General features: G+C 40.2%; 16 protein-coding genes, 1 tRNA gene and 1 riboswitch. Of the genes, 13 read left to right on the top strand and 4 right to left on the bottom strand.

Translation table 11 applies throughout. The features are described 5' to 3' along the window. Positions 1-62: 62 nt before the first annotated feature. The 3 genes from NYE79_RS05615 to NYE79_RS05605 all read left to right on the top strand — a co-directional run bounded on the left by NYE79_RS05615 (position 63) and on the right by NYE79_RS05605 (position 6,774). On the top strand, positions 63-2,600 hold the full coding sequence (locus NYE79_RS05615) for a pneumococcal-type histidine triad protein (protein WP_339293603.1): 2,538 nt from the start codon (positions 63-65) through the stop codon (positions 2,598-2,600). Between the two features lie 195 nt (positions 2,601-2,795). Continuing rightward, on the top strand, positions 2,796-3,713 hold the full coding sequence (locus NYE79_RS05610) for a zinc ABC transporter substrate-binding protein (protein WP_125389289.1): 918 nt from the start codon (positions 2,796-2,798) through the stop codon (positions 3,711-3,713). Between the two features lie 13 nt (positions 3,714-3,726). Further along, positions 3,727-6,774, top strand: a complete 3,048-nt coding sequence (locus NYE79_RS05605; RefSeq protein ID WP_339293602.1) for a pneumococcal-type histidine triad protein — start codon at positions 3,727-3,729, stop codon at positions 6,772-6,774. 36 nt (positions 6,775-6,810) lie between these two features. Here the strand turns inward: NYE79_RS05605 and pepT are convergent, their stop codons facing one another. Next, the gene (gene pepT, locus NYE79_RS05600; RefSeq protein ID WP_000222029.1) at positions 6,811-8,034 is read right to left on the bottom strand and encodes a peptidase T; all 1,224 of its coding nucleotides are present in this window, start codon (positions 8,032-8,034) and stop codon (positions 6,811-6,813) included. Between the two features lie 357 nt (positions 8,035-8,391). On the opposite strand from pepT, the gene pitA reads away from it, so the two are divergent. The 6 genes from pitA (at position 8,392) to hemH (ending at position 15,937) form a co-directional block, all read left to right on the top strand. After that, positions 8,392-10,983: a PI-2 pilus tip adhesin PitA gene (gene pitA, locus NYE79_RS05595; RefSeq protein ID WP_339293600.1), complete on the top strand. Its 2,592-nt coding sequence runs from the start codon at positions 8,392-8,394 to the stop codon at positions 10,981-10,983. Further along, a complete protein-coding gene (sipA, locus tag NYE79_RS05590) occupies positions 10,983-11,534 on the top strand; it encodes a PI-2 pilus system signal peptidase SipA (protein WP_000924790.1) in 552 nt (183 codons plus the stop codon). The genes pitA and sipA overlap by 1 nt, the downstream gene beginning before the upstream one ends. Beyond that, positions 11,534-12,799 (top strand): FctA domain-containing protein, encoded by a 1,266-nt coding sequence (locus tag NYE79_RS05585; RefSeq protein ID WP_285835000.1) that lies wholly within the window; start codon positions 11,534-11,536, stop codon positions 12,797-12,799. The genes sipA and NYE79_RS05585 overlap by 1 nt, the downstream gene beginning before the upstream one ends. A gap of 16 nt (positions 12,800-12,815) precedes the next feature. Further along, positions 12,816-13,817, top strand: a complete 1,002-nt coding sequence (srtB, locus tag NYE79_RS05580) for a class B sortase (RefSeq protein ID WP_339293599.1) — start codon at positions 12,816-12,818, stop codon at positions 13,815-13,817. 75 nt (positions 13,818-13,892) lie between these two features. Then, positions 13,893-14,765: a class B sortase gene (srtB, locus tag NYE79_RS05575; protein ID WP_339293598.1), complete on the top strand. Its 873-nt coding sequence runs from the start codon at positions 13,893-13,895 to the stop codon at positions 14,763-14,765. A 77-nt stretch (positions 14,766-14,842) separates the two neighbouring features. Next, a complete protein-coding gene (hemH, locus tag NYE79_RS05570) occupies positions 14,843-15,937 on the top strand; it encodes a ferrochelatase (protein ID WP_339293597.1) in 1,095 nt (364 codons plus the stop codon). 41 nt (positions 15,938-15,978) lie between these two features. Here the strand turns inward: hemH and mscL are convergent, their stop codons facing one another. After that, positions 15,979-16,359, bottom strand: coding sequence for a large conductance mechanosensitive channel protein MscL (mscL, locus tag NYE79_RS05565; RefSeq protein ID WP_339293864.1), 381 nt, complete (start codon positions 16,357-16,359; stop codon positions 15,979-15,981). 79 nt (positions 16,360-16,438) lie between these two features. Then, entirely contained in the window at positions 16,439-16,876 is a 438-nt protein-coding gene (locus NYE79_RS05560; protein WP_125398061.1) for a GtrA family protein, read from the bottom strand. A 28-nt stretch (positions 16,877-16,904) separates the two neighbouring features. Continuing rightward, a riboswitch (PreQ1 riboswitch) is annotated at positions 16,905-17,001 on the top strand. Here NYE79_RS05560 and NYE79_RS05555 point away from each other — a divergent pair. The 4 genes from NYE79_RS05555 to dapA all read left to right on the top strand — a co-directional run bounded on the left by NYE79_RS05555 (position 16,999) and on the right by dapA (position 20,147). Further along, positions 16,999-17,511, top strand: a complete 513-nt coding sequence (locus tag NYE79_RS05555) for a QueT transporter family protein (protein WP_339293596.1) — start codon at positions 16,999-17,001, stop codon at positions 17,509-17,511. It overlaps the preceding riboswitch by 3 nt. A gap of 105 nt (positions 17,512-17,616) precedes the next feature. Continuing rightward, positions 17,617-17,689: transfer RNA gene (locus NYE79_RS05550), tRNA-Thr, on the top strand. Between the two features lie 389 nt (positions 17,690-18,078). After that, positions 18,079-19,155 (top strand): aspartate-semialdehyde dehydrogenase, encoded by a 1,077-nt coding sequence (locus NYE79_RS05545; RefSeq protein ID WP_339293595.1) that lies wholly within the window; start codon positions 18,079-18,081, stop codon positions 19,153-19,155. Between the two features lie 56 nt (positions 19,156-19,211). Further along, positions 19,212-20,147: a 4-hydroxy-tetrahydrodipicolinate synthase gene (gene dapA / locus NYE79_RS05540; RefSeq protein ID WP_000121598.1), complete on the top strand. Its 936-nt coding sequence runs from the start codon at positions 19,212-19,214 to the stop codon at positions 20,145-20,147. A gap of 46 nt (positions 20,148-20,193) precedes the next feature. Here the strand turns inward: dapA and mnmE are convergent, their stop codons facing one another. Continuing rightward, complete coding sequence (gene mnmE, locus NYE79_RS05535; RefSeq protein WP_000632734.1) at positions 20,194-21,567, bottom strand: tRNA uridine-5-carboxymethylaminomethyl(34) synthesis GTPase MnmE; 1,374 nt, start codon at positions 21,565-21,567, stop codon at positions 20,194-20,196. Positions 21,568-21,648 lie beyond the last annotated feature (81 nt).

The raw sequence follows: 21,648 nt of genomic DNA, 5'->3' as shown, positions 1-21,648 counted from the left end.
GGAGTTTCTGCAATTTAGAAATGAATTGCAAATAAAAATATTAAAAAAGAAAGAGAGTTTCGATGAAAATTAATAAAAAATACCTTGCTGGTTCTGCGGCAGCTTTAATTTTAAGTGTTTGCTCTTACGAGTTGGGACTGTATCAAGCCAGAACGGTCAAGGAAAATAACCGTGTGTCTTACGTTGATGGTAAACAAACTGCGCAAAAAACGGAGAATCTGACTCCTGATGAGGTTAGCAAGAAAGAAGGCATCAATGCCGAGCAAATCGTCATCAAGATAACAGACCAAGGCTATGTCACTTCACATGGTGACCACTATCATTATTACAATGGCAAGGTTCCTTATGATGCCATCATCAGTGAAGAGTTGCTGATGAAGGATCCAAACTACCAGCTCAAGGACGAGGATATTGTCAGTGAAATCAAGGGCGGTTATGTTATCAAGGTAGATGGAAAATACTATGTTTACCTTAAGGACACTGCACATGCGGATAATGTCCGTACGAAAGAAGAAATCAATCGGCAAAAACAAGAACATAGTCAGCATCGTGAAAGAGGGACTTCAGCAAACGATGGTGCGGTAGCCTTGGCACGTTCACAGGGACGCTACACCACAGATGATGGTTACATCTTTAATGCATCCGATATCATTGAAGATACTGGTGATGCTTATATCGTTCCTCATGGCGACCATTACCATTACATTCCCAAGAGCGAGTTATCAGCCAGCGAATTGGCTGCAGCAGAAGCCTTTCTATCTGGTAGAAGTGGCCAATCAAATACGCCTACTTATCGCCGTACCAATAACAACAGTGCTAGCAGCGATGTAGATAGATGGACTCCATCCTATAATAATCAAGGCAACAGCTATACGAACACGAACACAGCTAACAACAGTAGCGACGATAACCAAGCAAGTCAGAGTGATGAGGATATTGATAGCCTTCTGAAACAACTTTACGCCTTGCCGCTCAGCCAACGACACGTAGAATCTGATGGTCTTGTCTTCGACCCAGCACAGATTACAAGTCGAACAGCTAGAGGAGTTGCTGTGCCTCATGGGAACCATTACCATTTCATCCCTTATTCACAGATGTCTGAATTGGAAGAACGAATCGCTCGCATCATCCCACTTCGCTATCGTTCGAACCATAGGGTGCCAGATTCAAGACCAGAACAACCAAGTCCACAACCGACTCCGGAACCTAGTCCAAGCCCACAACCTGCACCAAATCCTCAACCATCTCCAAGCAATCCAATTGACGAAAAATTGGTCAAACAGGTGATTCGAAAAGTAGCTGATGGTTATGTATTTGAGGAAAATGGAACATCTCGTTATATTCCTGCCAAGGAACTTTCAGCAGAAACTGCTGCAGCCATTGATAGTAAACTAGCTAAGCAAGAAAGTTTAGCTCATAAGCTAGGAGCTAAGAAAACCAACCTCCCATCTAGTGATCAAGGATTTTACAATAAGGCTTATGACTTGCTAGCAAGAATTCATCAAGACTTACTTGCTAATAAAGGGCGTCAAGCTGAATTTGACACTTTGGATAAACTGTTGGAACGTCTCAATGATGCCTCAAGTGATAAAATCAAGTTGGTGGATGATATCTTGGCCTTTTTAGCACCGATTCGTCATCCAGAACGTTTAGGAAAACCAAATGCGCAAATTGCCTACACTAATGATGAGATTCAGGTAGCTAAGTTGGCAGGCAAGTATACAACAGAAGATGGCTATATCTTTGATCCTCGTGATATCACTAGTGATGAGGGGGATGCCTATGTAACTCCACATATGACCCATAGCCATTGGATTAAAAAAGATAGTTTGTCTGAAGCCGAAAGAGCGGCAGCCCAGGTTTATGCTAAAGAGAAAGGTTTGACTCCTCCTTCAACAGACCATCAGAATCCAGGAAATACGGAGGCTAAAGGAGCAGAAGCTATCTACAACCGCGTGAAAGCAGCTAAGAAGGTGCCGCTTGATCGTATGCCTTACAATCTCCAACATACCGTGGAAGTTAAAAATGGTAGTTTAATCATTCCTCATTATGATCATTACCATAACATCAAATTTGAGTGGTTTGACGAAGGACTTTATGAGGCACCTAAGGGGTATAGTCTAGAAGATCTCTTTGCGACTGTCAAGTACTATGTCGAACATCCAAACGAACGTCCGCATTCAGATAGTGGTTGGGGCAATGCAAGTGACCATGTTCAAAGAAACCAAAATGGTCAAGCTGATACCAATCAAACGGAAAAACCATCAGAGGAGAAACCTCGGACAGACAAACCTGAGGAAGAAAAGCCACGCGAAGAGAAGCCTCAAAGTGAGAAACCAGAATCTCCAAAACCAACTGAGGAGCCGGAAGAAGAATCACCAGAGGAACCAGAAGAACCTCAGGTCGAGACTGAAAAGGTTGAAGCGAAGTTGAGAGAGGCTGAAGAGCTACTTGCAAAGATCCAAGACCCCATTATCAAGTCCAATGCCAAAGAAACTCTCACTGGCTTAAAAAATAACCTGCTATTTGGTGCTCAGGATAACAATACCATTATGGCTGATGCTGAAAAGTTGTTGGCTTTATTAAAGGAGAGCAAGTAAAGGTAGGAGCATTTTCTAGATCCTAAAAACAGGATAGGAGATCTAGAAAAGATAAAATCGAAAATGAGAGCAGAATGTGAGTTCTAGTTCTCATTTTTTTCATGAAAATGTGAAAAATATCTTGACATATAGTGTAAATAAAGATAAACTATTTACTAGTTAATTAAATGGTTAAGTACTAGTTAAGGAGTAACAATGAAAAAAAGAACATTTCTATTATTAGTGGCAGGTCTGTTGGTTCTTGTCTTAGGAGCATGTAGCCAAAAAGAAAAACAAGAAGCAAAAGGGATGAAGATTGTAACAAGTTTTTACCCAATCTATGCCATGGTCAAAGAGGTATCTGGGGACTTGAATGATGTACGGATGATTCAGTCAAGTAGTGGAATTCACTCCTTTGAACCTTCAGCAAATGACATTGCTGCTATCTATGACGCAGATGTCTTTGTCTACCACTCTCATACGCTCGAATCTTGGGCTGGAAGTCTAGATCCTAACTTGAAAAACTCAAAAGTTAAGGTTTTAGAAGCTTCTGAAGGAATGACCTTGGAGCGTGTTCCAGGTTTAGAAGATGTAGAAGCTGGTGACGGTATTGATGAAAAAACACTCTACGACCCTCACACTTGGTTAGATCCAGAAAAAGCAGGTGAAGAAGCTCAGATTATCGCTGACAAACTTTCGGAGATTGATAGTTCTAATAAGGAAACGTATCAAAAGAATGCTAAAAACTTTATCGCTAAAGCCCAAGAATTGACTAAGAAGTACCAGCCTATTTTTGAAAAAGCGAGTCAAAAGACCTTTGTTACACAACACACAGCCTTTTCTTATCTCGCTAAACGCTTTGGTTTGAAACAACTTGGTATAGCAGGGATTTCCCCTGAACAAGAACCAAGTCCGAGACAACTAACAGAAATTCAGGAATTCGTTAAGACCTATAAGGTTAAAACCATCTTTACTGAGAGCAATGCTTCTTCTAAAGTCGCTGAGACCTTGGTCAAATCAACAGGAGTTAGCCTAAAGACACTCAATCCTTTAGAAGCAGATCCTGAAAATGACAAAACTTACTTAGAAAATCTAGAAGAAAACATGAATGTTCTTGCAGAAGAATTAAAATGAGGAGATGATGAAAATGAAGAAGAAATACCTTGCAGCAGGATCGGCTCTTGTCCTTTCCCTAAGCCTTTGCATCTATGCATTGAACCAACACCAGGTAGAAGGAAACAAAGATAATAACCGTGTGTCTTATGTCGATGGGAAGCAAGATTCTCAAAAAACAGAGACCCAGACACCAGATCAAGTTAGCAAAAAAGAAGATATTCAGGCTGAACAAATTGTCGTGAAAATCACCGATCAAGGTTATGTGACTTCACATGGTGATCATTTCCATTATTACAATGGTAAAGTTCCTTTTGACGCGATTTTCAGCGAAGAACTGTTGATGAAAGATGCCAATTATCAACTGAAAGACGCTGATATTGTCAATGAAATCAAAGGTGGCTACATTATCAAGGTTGATGGTAAGTATTATGTCTACCTTAAAGATGCGGCTCATGCTGATAATATTCGTACGAAGGACGAAATTGAACGCCAAAAACAAGGTCATACTCACGATGCACCAACTTCTAACAGTGCAGTGACACTTGCGCGATCACAAGGCCGTTATACTACCGACGATGGCTACATCTTTAATCCATCTGATATTATAGAGGATACTGGTGATGCTTATATCGTTCCTCATGGTGGACATTACCACTACATTCCAAAGAGTTCCTTGTCTGCTAGCGAATTAGCTGCTGCTCAAGCTTACCTTTCTGGAACTAGAAAACAACCGACTGTGACGGACTATCGTCCTAGTCCAAACGCAACTGGTCAAACTACCAACCCAAGTCAACAGGCTGAAACACCAAGTAATCAAGCTGAGAGTCTTCAAAGTCTATTGCAGCAACTCTATGCTCTTCCAAGTAGTCAACGTTATGCTGAATCAGATGGCTTGATTTTTGACCCTGCTAAGATTTCGAGCAGAACACCAAGTGGCGTAGCGATTCCACACGGAAATCACTATCATTTCATCCCATATACAAAACTTTCTGCCTTGGAAGAAAAGATTGCACGTATGATTCCTTTATCTAGCGACAGTGGGAAGCCAACACCTTTGGAAAATCCAAGCAAACCAGCAGAACATCCAGCTCAACCAGATCATCATCATGACCAAGACGGTGACCATGGAAGTCAGGATACCAACCATGAAGACCATGACCATGATGGAGAGGAGCATGACCACCACCACGGTGAAGAACATGATCATGGTTTTGCAGCTGACCGTGTTATTAGTGAAGATGAGCAAGGTTTTGTAGTTTCTCATGGAGATCACGCTCATTATTTCTTTAAGAAGGACTTGACTGCAGCCCAAATCAAAGCTGCCCAAGATCACTTGAAAGAAAATCATCAGTCTCAGCACGTTCAACCACTTGCAAAGACTGTGGAAAGTTTCTCAAGAGATGCTAGCGATGAAGAAAAAATCAAGTATATCTCACAGACCTACGGGGTTCCGCTCGAAGCGATTCGTATTTCAAACGGCTTCTTTGTCTTTGGAAATCCGGATCAAGCCTATGATCCAACCCATATCCATCCTTATGCTGTTCGAAAAGAACATGTTCGTATTCCTCTCCAAACTGGAAATCCAGAACTGGATTTCCTAAATGAACTTTATACGACTGCCCTACGTGATGGGGTGTCTCCTTATAGTTTGCAAGTAGAGAATGGTAGCTTTGTGATTCCTCACGGTGATCACAATCACTACATTAAGGTTCAGACAAATGGCTATGAAGTAGCTTTGAAAAATAAGATTCCGGCCCTACAATCGACCTATCAACCTGGAGCATTTGATGAACAAACAGTTCTATCTAAGGTGGATCAACTTTTAGCAGATAGCAGAAGTCTCTACAAAGACCAGCCAATCATGCAGAGACGGGTTGAACTTGCTTTGGGGCAGTTCACCGAAAATATGAAAAAATTGGCAACAAACTCAACTGCTGGATACCTAGCAGCATTGGATCTCTTTAATAAACAGTATATCCATGTGGACCAAAATGTGGCACCGGTTGAAACTTCACCTTTAGATAAGAAGTACCAAGCTCTAGTAGATAAGATCAATACATTGGATACAGATACTTATGGCTTGCCTAAGAAAGATCTTTTGGTACATTTGCAGGAAGCAAAACTAGCACAGGATGAGACAGAGTTGGCTGTCATTGAAGCGAAACTGCAGGCCTTGCAAGATTTCCGAGATCGGACAGGGGTTACAACAGTAGAGTACATCAAGTACTTCTACGAACATGTGTCTGATGGTCGTTTGAGAGAAGAACTTCGGAACCGTGTTGCCAAGTTGACATGGGAACTTTACCAGTCACAATCTTTCCTCAAAGCAACCGACTTGAACAAGTTATTCCCAACTATTTACCAAACTAAGTTAGAAGTAGAAGAAGCTCTCAAAGAAGAACCCGTTTCTACAAAAGTTGGTAAGACTATTCTAGATACGGAAAAAGTAGATAGTCAAACTGCTAAGACAGCTATCTATGAATTCCTAAAAGAACTCTACGGTGATTTTATGCCAGAAGAGCGGGTTAGCAAGGTCAAGAAGGAAGAAGTGGATGCTCTCCTATCCAAAGTCGTTCAACTTCTAGCGCGTGTCAAGGAAGATGGTGTCAAACAATCCCTAGCTGAAGAAGCAGCTAATATCAAAGCGGCTGCTGAAAAGGAAAATGCAGACCTTGACGAAGCTAAAACACAACTTGAGGATCTTTTAAATCGTATTGCAGCGACTATCCAACGAGAGGAAAAAGAAGCAGAAAAAGATCCACAAACGGTGATCATCTATCAAAAACTATATAATGTCTTGCTCTCTCTTCACAAGTACTTAGAGGATAACAAAGGATCCGATGCTGACTTTGAACGTGTTGATGCTCTATTTGATCAACTCGCAGCTAAAAGTAGTGATAAAGAAGGTCTCCTCACTCTAGCTAAAGAGATTATTAGCTTGAACCAAGAACTTCGTTCAAAAGCAAGTGAAACTGACAGCCAATCTAAGTCTGAGAAAGGCAGTGAAACAAATGCTTCTCAATCAAATGAAAAACAAGCACAAAGTGAGTCTGAGCCAAGTACTCAACCAAACGAATAAAAAGAAAGACGAAGTAGCTGAGCTACCTCGTCTTTTTTAGTCTTTATAAGCTACAATACCAATGATGGTATCCACCGCACGCTCCATGGTCTGAAGACTGACGTATTCAAAACGTCCATGCATGTTTTCACCACCAGCAAAGATATTAGGAGTTGGGATCCCCATAAAGGAAATCTTAGACCCATCTGTTCCACCACGAATCGGTTCGATAATTGGCGCGATCCCTAAATCTTCCATAACAGCTTTAGCAATGGTAACGGGTGTCATGTCTTTCTCGATGACTTCTTTCATATTGTAGTACTGGTCTGTCAGAGTCAAGCTAACGCGATCATTCCCAAGCTCTTGATTCATCTTGTCAGCGATGGCTTGCATAGCTGCTTTACGAGCTTCAAAGGCATCTTTTTCAAAGTCACGGATGATGTAGCTTGCACGCGCCTCCTCGACACTACCTGTCACATCCATAAGATGATAGAAACCTTGATAACCATCTGTCAATTCAGGTCGGTCATTCTCTGGAAGTTGATTATGAAAATCAATCGCTAGCTGAAGGGCATTGACCATCTGTCCTTTAGCAGTACCAGGGTGAACATTGCGCCCTTGGAAATGAAGCTCAGCAGCAGCTGCTGAGAAAGTTTCATACTGAAGCTCACCTAGCGGACCACCATCAACAGTATAGGCAAAGTCAACGTTAAAGTCTTCAGCATCAAATTTGTTAGCTCCAACACCGATTTCTTCATCTGGTCCAAAACCAACTCGAATCTCACAGTGTTTGATTTCGGGATGAGCAGTCAGATATTCAATAGCAGTCATAATTTCAGCAATCCCTGACTTGTCATCAGCACCCAGCAAGGTCGTGCCATCAGTTGTGATAAGCGTTTGGCCTGGATATTTCTCAAGGCTCTTGAAATCAGCAGGATCGAGTTTAAATCCAGAATCACCCAAGTCGATAACTCCACCATCGTAATTTTCAATGACTTGCGGATTAACTCCCTCAGCATTAAAATCAGCAGTATCCATGTGGGAGATGAAGCCAATCTTGCGTGTAAGGCTGGGATCATTAGCTGGTAAGGTACCAATAGCAAAACCATTTGGAAGGTAGTAGACGTTTTGCAGACCGACACGTTTCATTTCAGGAATAAGAACATTGGTCGCAAAATCTACCTGGCTTTGCGTACTTGGAGTAGTAGTAGAGTGTTCATCAGAACGCGTATTGACCTTAACGTAGGTCAAGAAACGATCTAAAAGGTTCGGATAAGTCATAAAAACTCCTTTAACAATCATAAAATAGAATGCAAACTTCGGAAAAACCTTATTCTGAAAATTTCATGAATTTTGAAAAAATATAATAATTCAAATTCAATAGACTTTCAAATGAAATTTTGGATATTCTAGAATAAAATATATGCATTGATATTTTATGAGATTTTTTTATTCTTTTTTCATTTTACCATAGAATAGTTTGAAAGACAAAGAAGAATCATACTCTTTTATTAATTAACATAATATAAAATTAATCATATTAATTGACACTGCGTGAACTTTATTGTACAATTATCTTGTAAATGTCCTAGATTGATATAGTAACAATATTAGTACATTCTAGTTAAGGAGAATAAAATGAACATTCGCTTCGATTTTAAGAAAGTTCAAATTATTGCACGCCGTTTAGTTACACTGTTAGCTATTCTCTTTTTGTGTGCTCCGATAAGTCTGTTAAATGCTGATTCTACTACAGAACCTCAGACAACCCTTCATAAAACAATTACTCCGATATCAGGACAGGATGACAAGTATGAGTTGTCATTGGATATCACGTCCAAACTGGGAACGGAGACCCAAACGGATCCCTTGGATGTTGTTTTAGTAGCAGACCTCTCAGGAAGTATGCAGAATCAGGATGTCCAATCTTTTGATGGACGGACGATCAGTCGGATTGACGCATTGAAAAATACTCTAAAAGGAACAAATGGTCGTAAGGGCTTAATTGATACCATTCTATCCAATTCTAATAACCGTTTATCTATGGTAGGATTTGGTGGGAAAATTGACAATAAAAAGAATGATCAGTATTGGGATGGAAATAAATGGAGACTTTTTAGACCATACTGGCCCTATGAACGGATGACAAAATACTATGATGGCGTTTCACCATGGGATGATGCTAACACGATTTTAGGATGGAGTAACAATGCTCGTGCTGCTAAAACAGCGGTATACAACATGAGTATTGCAGGAGGTAATTCCATTGGTACTGAGTCAGGTATTGGTACCGGGACCAATATTGGGGCTGGATTAACCTTGGCCAACCAGTTAATGGGAAGTGCAAGATCTAATGCTAAGAAAGTCGTTATTTTGCTTTCAGATGGCTTTGCGAATATGGTCTACGATGCCAATGGTTACACTATATATAACTACAATAACGAAGATCCTAATATCGAAACAGCTCCCCAGTGGTTTTGGGATAGATTAAATAATAATCTAAATAGTCTATCATATAGCTTGGCTCCAACACTTGATGGTTTCTATTCGATTAAATTTCGTTATTCAAACAATGTCGACAGTATTACCAGTCTGCAATATTATATGAGGCAACATAATGCCTCCATTCCAAATGAAATATTCTCTGCAAATGATGAAGACCAGTTACAAGACAGTTTCAAAGATATTACTGATAAGATTCTGCCACTGGGAATCCACCACGTGACCATCAAGGATGTTCTTTCTAAGTATGTCCAGCTATTACCAAACGGATCGTCAGAGTTTCGTGTCGTTAAAGAGAAAGATGGTAGCAGTGAAACATTAAGCAACGAGCAAGTAACTTTTGAAACCAAGACAAGTTCAGAAGGTTTAGTGGAGGTTACAGCTAATTTTTCTCCTAATTATTCCTTGGAAGATGGCGCTAGATATGTACTAAAATTTAAAGTTACATCTAGTCAAGATGCTTTGGATGCCATTGCTGGTGATAAAAAACTAGAGGCTGGTGATGCTGAAGGTTCTGATGTCAATAAACTCTACTCCAATAAAGGTGCCAGTGTCACCTATTCCTATGGAATAGGCACCTCTCAAACCAAGACCAAAGAATACTCTGACAACCCAACCTTTAAGCCTTCAGATCCATTAACGGTACCAGTGGAAGTTGAATGGCAAGGTGTGACGGGTGCGAGAACTGTTATTACAGCTGATCAACCGAGTAATGTTGAACTGAAACTGGTTCAAAAGAACAAGAACGGAGGTCCTGATAATCAAGACTATCGAAAGACTAATGTAAATGTTAGAACAAATATCTTTAATGAAACGAGGAACTTTGAAAAAGTTGCCAAAGGATATCAATACGATTTAATTGCACCGGACGTCCCAGCCTTTACCAAAGAAATAAAAAATGTTGGTACAGAAACTAAACCATCCTTCAAGGTAATCTATAAACAATTGCCAAGTCTGACGATTAAGAAAGTGTTGGAAGCTGAAAGTAACTTGAACAAAGAGTTTAGGATTAAGGTAAAACTAACCTCTCCTAATTCTACGCCATTGAATGGAACTTTTGGCGAGATAACTGTTGTGAATGGAGAAGCGGAGATCCGTGTCGAAAAACGAAAACGTTGGAAAGGTATTCTAAGCTATCTTCCTCGAGGAACCCATTACAAGGTTGAAGAAGAAGCGGCATCAACGAATGGTTACCACGTTACATATGAGAATCAAGAGGGCGATCTGAATAAAGACGAAACCAGTATTGTCACGAATCACAAGCTTCCAAGTTTATCAGTTACAAAAAAGGTTACGGGTGTATTTGCCAACCTATTAAAATCCTTCAAGATTACCATTAACATTAGGGATGCTCAGAATAGTCCACTGAATGGAACCTATACTGCAACGGTAAATAATAAAAGAACCCCTCTGCAATTTACGAATGGTCGAGTGTCTATTGATCTCAACAAAGATCAAACCATAAAAATTGATGGACTTCCACTCAATAGTCACTATACCGTAGAAGAGGAATCAAACTCTTCTAGTGGATATCAGGTATCTTATGAAAATCAAGAAGGCAAGCTGGATGGAGACAAGTCCGCGACAGTCACGAATAATAAGAATAGCGTGCCTGAAACCGGAGTTGACTTCCTCAGCAGTACACTCATGTTAGGAATAATCCTTCCTCTAGGGGGAATCTTCTTTACAATCCTACTCGGATATCTAGTGGTACATAGGAGAAAATAATGCTACTTAAAAAGAAACATAAGAAAACAGTAACACAAGTCAATCGGGATAAGTCTCCGCCGAGTGTATGGGGAGATATCCTCTACTTAGTCAGTAAGCTTCTGATGGTTGGGTTTGTACTGGCCACCCTTTACTTTTTTGTCTTTGGACTATTGAGATACAATGACGATGGCATGAAGCCAGCCTTAAAAGATGGCGACTTGGTTGTCTACTATAGGTTGGATAAACGTTATTCGATTGGTGATCTGCTCGTCTATAGTTATAAGGGTAAGGAAAGAGTGGCGCGTGTCATTGCAACCGAAGGAAGTACGATCGATATAAACGAAAATGGTCTCATCATCAACGGTTCTCCTCAACAAGAGCAGGATATCTACAAAGAAACGCTGCTCTATAAGGAAGGGGCTACCTTCCCAATGAAAGTCCCAGCAGGACAACTCTTTGTCCTCGGAGACAATCGAACAACGGCTGTAGATAGTCGTGCTTTTGGAACCATTCCTATACAGGATACCCATGGCAAGGTGGTAACAGTCCTAAGGCGACGGGGCTTTTGATGACAGTTTATGAAAAAAGAAATTTAAAAATAAAAGGAATAATCATGAAAAAAACATTTTTGAAAAAATTAGTTACTGCAAGTATTGCAGCTGTAACCGCCTTGTCGGTCTTTAGAGGAGTGCCAACATTTGCGGATGATAATGATGTGGCAACTGCCAAAGCAACTGGTGAAACAAGTGCAAAAGTTTCTATTAATAAGGTGTTGAATATTGCGGAAGGAATTACAACACCTGAAGCAACTTTTACATTTACTTTCACCCCTAAAACTGGTACATCATCAAATGGTGCACCTTATGAAACGATTGATTCTTCTAATGGTCAAATTACAGATAAAAATGTATCTTATTCTGGAACAGACGTTTTAGCAACTGGCCAAACTAACATTAAGAAAGAAACCGGCGATATTTTTAGAGAAGTGAACTATACACATGCTGGTGAATATGTCTATACTGTTGCTGAAAAACAAAATGTTGGTTGGAATGTTATTCAAAAAAATGGTTCACCTATTGATTTTATGACATATGATAATCGCAACTATGAAATGCACGTTATTGTTAAGAACAAAACTACAGGAGGAACATATATTTCTTCTGTGTATTTTAAACAAGTATCCCCAAGTGTGAATGGAAAAGTAAAACCATCTGAAAGTGGAACTACTTACAAATATGATCTTTTCACTAACATCTATCGTAAAAATGCTGGTAAAATTACAGATCCAAATGAACCAAACCCTAATAAACCAAATGTTTCAAAAGTTGACCCAAATGCTAAATCTTTAGTAATTAAAAAAGTTGTGTCAGGTGCTACTGCAGATAAATCAAAAGATTTTACTTTCAAGCTTACTTTCACAAAAGCATCTACAGAAACTTCACAATCAATCACTGGTAAAATCGGTGAAACCTCAAAAACATTTGTCTATGGTCAAGAAACGACTATAACACTACGTCACGATCAATCTTTAGTGTTTGACACAATTCCTGCTGGTACTCGTTATAAATTGGTTGAAACTGGATCTCAAGGTTACACAGCTTCAGCTGCATATAAGGAGAACGGAGCATCAAAAAATCAAGCTGGTACAGTTTCTACAAATTTCACTCAAGATAGTATCCTTATTGGTGAAAAACCAAACGATAACACTATCACAAATAGCTTACCAGACGTTACCCCTACTGGTCTCTTGATTGACAACCTTCCTTTCATCTTGATGATTGGTCTTGGTTTGGCTGGATTTGTTGTTTTGTCTAAAAAACGCAGACAAGCTTAAGCAAGTGGTTTGACCGATGAAAATCAAGCGTGAGAAACCAAAAAGGAGTTTGTCTAGGCGTCTGGTACTTGCTGTAGATGCATTGATGAATCATATCTTGCTCCTCTTGGCAGCCTTAGTCTTTCTATTTGGTTTCTACGCCCTCTGGGATGCCAATCAGGTTTATTCTCAGGCTTCATCAAGTGAGTATGAGGCCTATAGACCTGTTAGTACCAGTGAGAAGGATGAGCTTGCTAGTTTTTCTGGCTTTCACAAGCTACAGCAAGTCAATCCAGAGGTTCTCGGTTGGATCAATGTCTATGGCACCAATATCGACTATCCCTTAGTTCAAGCCAAGGACAATGAAAAATACCTGAACAAGGATTCCAAGGGAGAATTTGCAGCTACAGGGGCTATTTTCCTTGAGGCTCGAAATGAATCCAAGTTCGAAGACTTTAATACCATCATCTACGGTCACCATGTAGAAAATGGGGTTATGTTTGGAGATGTAGCAAAGTTTTCTGATAAGGAATTTTTTGACCAGCATCGCTACGGCAGTATTTACTATAATGGTGTTGAAAAAGGTCTTGAGATCTTTGAGATGCTCGAGGTAGACGCCTATGACTTTAACATCTACGATCCAGGTATTAATGGGGATGATCGGCGCCAAGAATATATCGATCACTTACTCTCGGTTGCCATCCACAAACGAGACATTACACTGGGGCCAAATGACCATATCATTCTTCTCAGTACCTGTTTCCTAGACGTAACAAATGGGAGACATATCGTAGTTGCCAAGATTACGGATACAGTTCCAAAGAACACCTTCCATACGAAAAAATCAAAACCATTTCCTTACAGCGTCTTTGATGATTCGTCGCTCGGACGATTTCTCTCATCGATTCCTTTGTGGATATGGTATATCATCTTATTTATCTTGCTCTTGCTGTTAATCTTCTTGCTCATCATCCTCTACTTGATCTTGCGTCGTAGAAGAGAAGCAAATAAAGAAGGAGCAGATACTATTACTGACTAAACTACCAATAAAAGAGAAAGGGACAGCCTCTCTTGCTCTTTTATTTTCAAGGCTAGAAAGGAGAAAGAAGGAAATATGGAAACAAGTACGAGTCACAAGACCATAATGGTCATTCTATCCCTCTTTCTAGTTTTTTTCTGTCTTTTTACAGCTGATAGAGCTCTTGCGAGCGACTACGATCATTATAATCCCATTGAAAAGGATGCCAGCAGTACGGGCTTTGAAACATTGCAGCACCTCAACAAGGATGTTTGTGGTTGGATTAGCCTTGATGGGACCAAGGTAGACTATCCCCTCTTGCAGAGTCAGGACAATGTCAAATACCTTGACCGCAATGCTTTTGGCGATTATACTGTGTCAGGTTCTATATTCCTAGACTATCGTTTTAACCCAAATTTTACGGACTTTAACACCATCATTTATGGTCACTCCATGGCTTCTGGTGCTATGTTTGGGGAGATTCAAAAATTTGCGGATCAAGATTTTTTTGAAAAGCATCGCTATGGTTCTATATACTACAATGGTCGTGAACGTGGTCTTGAGATATTTGGGATTTTAGAAGTGGATGCCTATGACACGGAGATTTACCGAACTTTGAGTTCCAACGATGAGGAACACCAGGCTTACTATCAATATCTGCTAAGTAAAGCCAAGTACAAGCGAGATGTTTCGCTGACTTCAACGGACAAGATTGTTTTATTAAGCACCTGTTTCCTTAATATTACCAACGGACGGCATATCCTCTTAGCTAAAATAACGGATGCACCAGTAAAAGCCTCCCAGTATAAAAGTGGGGAAGCATTAGGAACACGCTATTTTGACCAAGGTATACCAACGCATTGGATTTATATCCTTGCCTTTCTTCTCCTGATTATCGTCATTTTACTCCTTGTCGTTATCATCCTAATCATAAGACGAGATAGAAAAACAAAAGAACAAAAGAAATAGTAGACGTCGGAAGCGTTTACTATTTTTTTCTTTCATGATAGAATAGATAGTGAAAATAATAACATAAGGATGATAACATGAAAAAAGCAATATTAATGATGACCTTTGGATCTCCAGAGGAGATTAGTTTTGAAGGAGTAGCAGAATTTTTTACAAACATTCGTCGTGGAGTCAGACCCCAAGATCACGAAATTCAGACCCTCTATGACAACTACGTCCTTATCGGTGGGACGCCCTTGCAGCGGATTACACGTGAGGAGGTTGATTTAGTCAAGGAACGTTTAGGCGAGGAGTACGGTATCTACTTTGCCAACAAATTTTCTCGTCCCTTTATCCCAGACGTGATCAAGCAGATGGAAGCTGATGGTGTTGAAGAATGTATCTGCTTGATTTTGGAACCTCATTATTCTTTTTACTCAGTCATGGGGTATGAAAAGTTTCTGGAAAGCCAGCAGATCCGATTTTTAGTCATTAAGGACTGGTATCAACAACAGGCTTTGTTGGACTTTTGGACAGATGAGATTAGGAAAATTTTACAAGACCAGGTGGGAGAAGAATCTTTCAAGGTAATCTTTTCAGCACACAGTGTTCCCATTTTTGCCTTAGACTATGGAGATCCATATATCGATCAGATTTTCGATAATAGCAAGCTAATTGCTGAACAACTCGGCCTAATGACAGACCACTATACCAATACTTGGCAGAGCGAAAGCGATATTGGAATCCCTTGGATCAAGCCAGATGTTTTAGAATATTTACGAGAACAAAAGCAACATCCCGAGCATTATATTTTTGTCCCGATTAGTTTTATCAGTGAGCACATCGAAGTCTTGTTTGACAACGATGTAGAATGTTATGAGTTGTGTCAAGAATTAGGTGTCACCTACCATCGTCCACCTATGCCCAATACGGATAGCCGTTTAATTGACGCTTTAGTTGCTACTGTAAGAGCCAATGAAGACAAAGAATTTAAAGCTTTTCTCCCAGAAGAAGAAACTTTTGATGAGTTAGCTCCTTCGGCAACTACCAAGGACATCATGGAGGAGACAGACGACCTTCAGATGCCAGAATTTGTCAAAAAACTCATTGAGAAAAAAGGTCGTGAAAATGTGAAGATGCCGTACTTAATTAAGAAAATGCTCGAAAAGGCTGGGAAGTTACCAAAAGAGTAAAGAAAAAAGGATTTAGCTTTAAGCTAGATCCTTTATCTGTTTTATTTTTTCTCAAGAAGAGCTTTGATTTCTTGAAGAACTTCAAGTTCAGTTGGAGCAGCAGGTGCTTCCTCAACCACTTCCTCTTTCTTACGAAGGCTTTGAGCTTTTTCAATACCTTTGATAACGAAGAAGAGAACTGTACCCACAACGAGAAAGTTGATAATAGCACTCAAGAATTTACCATATGTAACACCATTCCATGCAAGCTCAGCGATGTTTTGTACTTTCGCAGCTTCCAAAGCTGGGTTCAATAGAAGTGGAGTGATGATATCGTTAACAAATGAAGTAACGATAGCACCAAATGCAGAGGCAATGATCACACCGACAGCGAGGTCAACGACATTACCACGAAGCAAGAATTCTTTAAGATCCTTTAACATTTTCATAAATTCCTTTCCTAATTTTCTAATTTATTATATCCTAAATTGTGACAAAAAGCAACTTGAACTCTCAAAGTGGTCAGTTGTTCCCTTTAAAAATATAGATTTTGCTGAAAATATAGTTTAAAATGATGATCAAGATTTGTGCTAGAATAGTTTCAATCGTATTAACCCTATCTATATTAAATTCGACAAACTGGCCAATAATATCAGGGAAAGTTGTAACAAAGATATAAGTTAAAAGAACGTCAAGACCAAGAGTAGAAAGACGAGCTAAGAAAAACTTAGCCAGGCGGGTTGGCCAATTCCTTCTCTCTTGTTTAAAGACGATTGTATCATTTGTGAGAAAGGCAAAGAGAATCCCGATAATATTTGCGAGGGCAGTTGCGAGGATTTCCTGGTGGCTGATATGGTAAATAACCAAACGTGATACAATAGAAATCAAAGTCGTAGCACCACCGAAAAATAGGTAGGAGAGAATCTCGTTATCAAAGAAAGCTCTTATTAGTTTTTTCATGATTTTAGTATAGCATAAAGTCATATATTGTGCTATACTGGTAAGGTTGATTCAATCAACCCTTGGTGCTTAGCTTCTTTCACCAAGCATATTTTACGCGGGAAACCGCTAAAGGAGAAAACATGAAAAAATTAACTGTTCGTGACATGGCAGACATCGCTATCGTTGCTGCGATCTATGTAGTTTTGACTATTACGCCACCAATCAATGTTCTTAGTTTTGGTGTGTATCAGTTCCGTATTTCAGAAATGCTGAATTTCTTGGCATTTTACAACCCTAAATACATTTTCGGTGTGACAATTGGATGTATGATTGCTAATTTATTTGGTAGTTTTGGCCTAATAGATGTCTTTGTCGGTGGAGGTTCTACCCTAGTTTTCCTTAGTCTAGGTGTATGGCTCTTTGCAAAATACAGCAAAGATTACCTCTTTAACGGATTGATTCGAAAAGATCATTTCTTCTTTTCAATCCTCTTCTCCATTTCAATGATTACCATTGCAGCTGAACTCCATATCTTGACAGAAGCTCCCTTCTTCTTCACATGGTTCTCTACTGGAATTGGTGAGTTTGCATCACTTATAGTGGGAGCGATTTTGATTGGTAAATTGGGACAGCGAATCGATCTAACAAAATAAGAAGTTTATAAGCTAGATTCTTGCTAAATCTAGCTTTTTTCATTCCATAAAATTAAAAGAGAGCGCTTGACAAGAACATAGAACTATAGTATACTTTTTAGGTAAGCTGATTTAGCTCAGTTGGCAGAGCGCATCCATGGTAAGGATGAGGTCGCCGGTTCAATCCCGGCAATTAGCATTAAATAGATACAAAAACTCTTATTTACAAGGGTTTTTGTTATGTCTGCCCCAAATTTTTCAAAGATATTTCTTATGCACCTGTATAAATGAAGCAAAGAGTTTTGGCTGTTGACAAAAGTGACTCTATCTAGTAGAATAGTAGATGCGATGAGTCGATAGGCAGTCTTCGGACTGCTATTGAGCATAAGGAGGTCATAACGCAGGAGCGGACCTTGATGAGTTGTGTGAACCTGCTCATCACATGAAGATGCCTCTTAGTCCCTGGTCAATGACTAGGGATTTTTAATTTTCAGAAAATATAACCCAAAAATGCTTTTCAATTTCTGGAAAAAGTAGTATAATACATCTATTATAGAAATTTTTAGAAAATTCCGAAAGAGGTTATTTATGGGATATACAGTTGCTGTAGTCGGCGCGACAGGTGCTGTCGGAGCTCAGATGATAAAAATGTTGGAAGAATCAACACTTCCAATCGATAAAATTCGTTACCTTGCTTCTGCACGTTCAGCAGGCAAGACTTTGAAATTTAAAGACCAAGATATTACGATTGAAGAAACGACTGAGACCGCTTTTGAGGGTGTTGATATTGCACTCTTCTCAGCAGGTGGTTCGACATCAGCTAAGTATGCACCATACGCAGTTCAAGCTGGAGCGGTAGTAGTAGATAACACATCTTATTTCCGTCAAAATCCAGATGTACCATTGGTTGTGCCGGAAGTCAATGCTCACGCACTTGATGCCCACAACGGGATTATTGCTTGCCCTAACTGTTCAACAATCCAAATGATGGTGGCTCTTGAGCCTGTTCGTCAAAAATGGGGCTTGGACCGTATCATCGTTTCAACATACCAAGCAGTCTCTGGTGCTGGTATGGGAGCGATCCTTGAAACACAACGTGAACTTCGTGAAGTCTTGAATGACGATGTGAATCCACGTGATTTGCATGCGGAAATCTTGCCTTCAGGCGGTGATAAGAAACACTATCCTATCGCCTTTAACGCTCTTCCACAAATCGATGTCTTCACTGACAATGATTACACTTACGAAGAGATGAAGATGACTAAGGAAACGAAGAAAATCATGGAAGATGATAGCATCGCAGTGTCTGCAACATGTGTTCGTATTCCAGTCTTATCAGCTCACTCTGAGTCAGTTTATATCGAAACAAAAGAAGTGGCCCCAATCGAAGAAGTGAAAGCAGCTATCGCAGCCTTTCCAGGTGCAGTTCTTGAGGATGACGTAGCGCATCAAATCTATCCGCAAGCCATCAATGCAGTTGGTTCACGTGATACCTTTGTTGGTCGTATCCGTAAAGACTTAGATGCTGAAAAAGGAATCCATATGTGGGTTGTTTCAGATAACCTTCTCAAAGGTGCTGCCTGGAACTCAGTTCAGATTGCAGAAACGCTTCACGAACGTGGATTGGTTCGTCCAACAGCTGAGTTGAAATTTGAATTAAAATAGTCATATCGTTTAGGAGTTCAGATGAACTCCTTCTTTGAAATAGAGAGGTGTTTCTCATGTCTTATCAAGATTTAAAAGAGTGTAAAATCATCACGGCCTTTATTACCCCTTTCCATGAGGATGGTTCCATCAACTTTGATGCTATTCCAGCCTTGATTGAGCATTTATTGGCCCATCACACAGATGCAATTCTTCTAGCTGGAACGACTGCTGAGAGTCCAACTTTGACCCACGATGAGGAGTTGGAACTCTTTGCGGCTGTACAAAAGATTGTTAATGGACGTGTTCCTTTGATTGCGGGTGTAGGTACCAATGATACGCGTGACTCGATTGAGTTTGTCAAAGAAGTCGCAGAATTTGGCGGTTTCGCTGCTGGACTTGCAATCGTACCATACTACAACAAACCTTCACAAGAAGGCATGTATCAGCACTTTAAAGCTATTGCAGATGCTTCTGACTTGCCTATTATCATCTATAACATTCCAGGGCGTGTAGTAGTGGAATTAACTCCAGAAACCATGCTTCGTTTGGCTGACCATCCAAATATCATTGGTGTCAAAGAATGTACCAGCTTGGCAAATATGGCTTACTTGATTGAGCACAAGCCAGAAGAATTCTTGATTTATACAGGTGAAGATGGAGATGCCTTCCATGCCATGAACCTTGGTGCGGATGGGGTTATTTCTGTTGCCTCCCATACAAATGGAGATGAGATGCACGAGATGTTCACTGCCATTGCAGAAAGCGATATGAAGAAAGCTGCAGCTATTCAGCGTAAATTCATTCCTAAGGTCAATGCCCTCTTCTCTTATCCAAGTCCTGCTCCAGTTAAGGCAGTTTTGAACTACATGGGATTTGAAGCGGGGCCAACTCGTCTACCTCTTGTTCCAGCACCAGAAGAAGATGCCAAACGCATCATCAAAGTTGTCGTAGATGGTGACTACGAAGCAACTAAGGCAACTGTAACAGGTGTCTTAAGACCAGATTACTAATAAAGACAATAAAATCCATGACCGCAAGAACGATCATGGATTTTTCTTATTTTCCTAAACAGAATTGGCTAAAGAGTTGGGTAATGAGTTCATCAGGAGCTGCATCACCTGTGATTTCTCCAAGAATTTCCCAAGTACGAGTCAAGTCAACTTGAAGCAAATCAACTGGCATCCCCAGTTCCAGCCCTTCATTAACAGCTTGTAAGCTTTCAACGGCCTTTTCAATCAAGGAAATATGACGGGCATTTGACAAGTAAGTAGCATCTTGCTCAACCAAACCATCATTTTCAAAGAAGAGGTCGTTAATACGCTCTTCGATTTTATCAATGTTTTGATTTTTAAGAACTGAAATACGGATGAGATCTTCAGGGAGTTCTGAAGTTTCAATCGCTTCAGGAAGATCCGTTTTATTAAGTAGAATAATGCGGTTGGTATCTTGACTGATGTCTAAAAGTTGTCTGTCTTGTGCTGTTAGTGGTTCGCTGGCATTTAGTACTAGTAGTACCAAGTCAGCTTCCTTGAGGGCTTTTCTAGAACGCTCGACACCGATTTGTTCCACGATGTCATCTGTTTCACGAATACCTGCAGTATCAATCAATTTGAGAGGAACCCCGTTAATGTTGACGTATTCTTCGATAACATCTCGTGTCGTACCAGCGATGTCTGTTACGATGGCCTTATCTTCACGCAGGAGATTGTTGAGAAGACTGGATTTCCCAACGTTGGGACGGCCGATAATGGCAGTTGAAATTCCCTCACGAAGGATTTTACCACGACGAGCTGTTCTAAGGAGATTGGTTAGCAATTGCTCAAACTCCATAGTCTTCTCGCGGACAACAGCAGTAGTAGCTTCCTCAACATCATCATACTCAGGATAGTCAATATTGACCTCAACTTGGGCAAGTGTATTGAGGATTTCTTGGCGAGTATTATTAATGAGGTCAGAAAGAGAACCGTCCAATTGTTTGACTGCAATATTCATGGCCTTGTCTGTCTTGGCACGGATGATGTCCATCACTGCCTCGGCCTGTGTCAAGTCCACACGACCGTTTAGAAAGGCGCGTTTGGTAAATTCACCAGGTTCTGCCAACCGAGCTCCTTCACGGATAGCTAGTTGGAGAATCTCATTGGTCACCGCAATCCCACCGTGAGTGTTAATCTCGATAATATCCTCACGAGTGAAGGTCTTTGGAGACTTCATAGCTCCAACCATAACTTCGTCCATGACCTTCCCTGTCTGCGGGTCAATAATGTGACCGTAGTTGAGGGTATGGCTTGCAACCTTGCTCAAGTCTTTTCCTTTAAAAATCTTTTGCGCAATGGCAAAGCTATCTGTTCCGCTCAGGCGGACAATACCAATGGCTCCTTCACCTAGTGGAGTAGAGATAGCAGCGATGGTATCAAATTCACGTGTAATCATACTAATTCCTTTTGTATTTCTTTTCTTAGGATAGGTATCCAAGCATCTCTTCAAATTGTAACAAAATTAGACTATTTCTTC

Source organism: Streptococcus sp. FSL W8-0197 (assembly GCF_037963785.1).
Lineage (GTDB): Bacteria > Bacillota > Bacilli > Lactobacillales > Streptococcaceae > Streptococcus > Streptococcus oralis_CQ.
The sequence above is the reverse complement of the archived record's forward strand: the minus strand, read 5'-3'. Positions and strand labels throughout refer to the sequence as shown.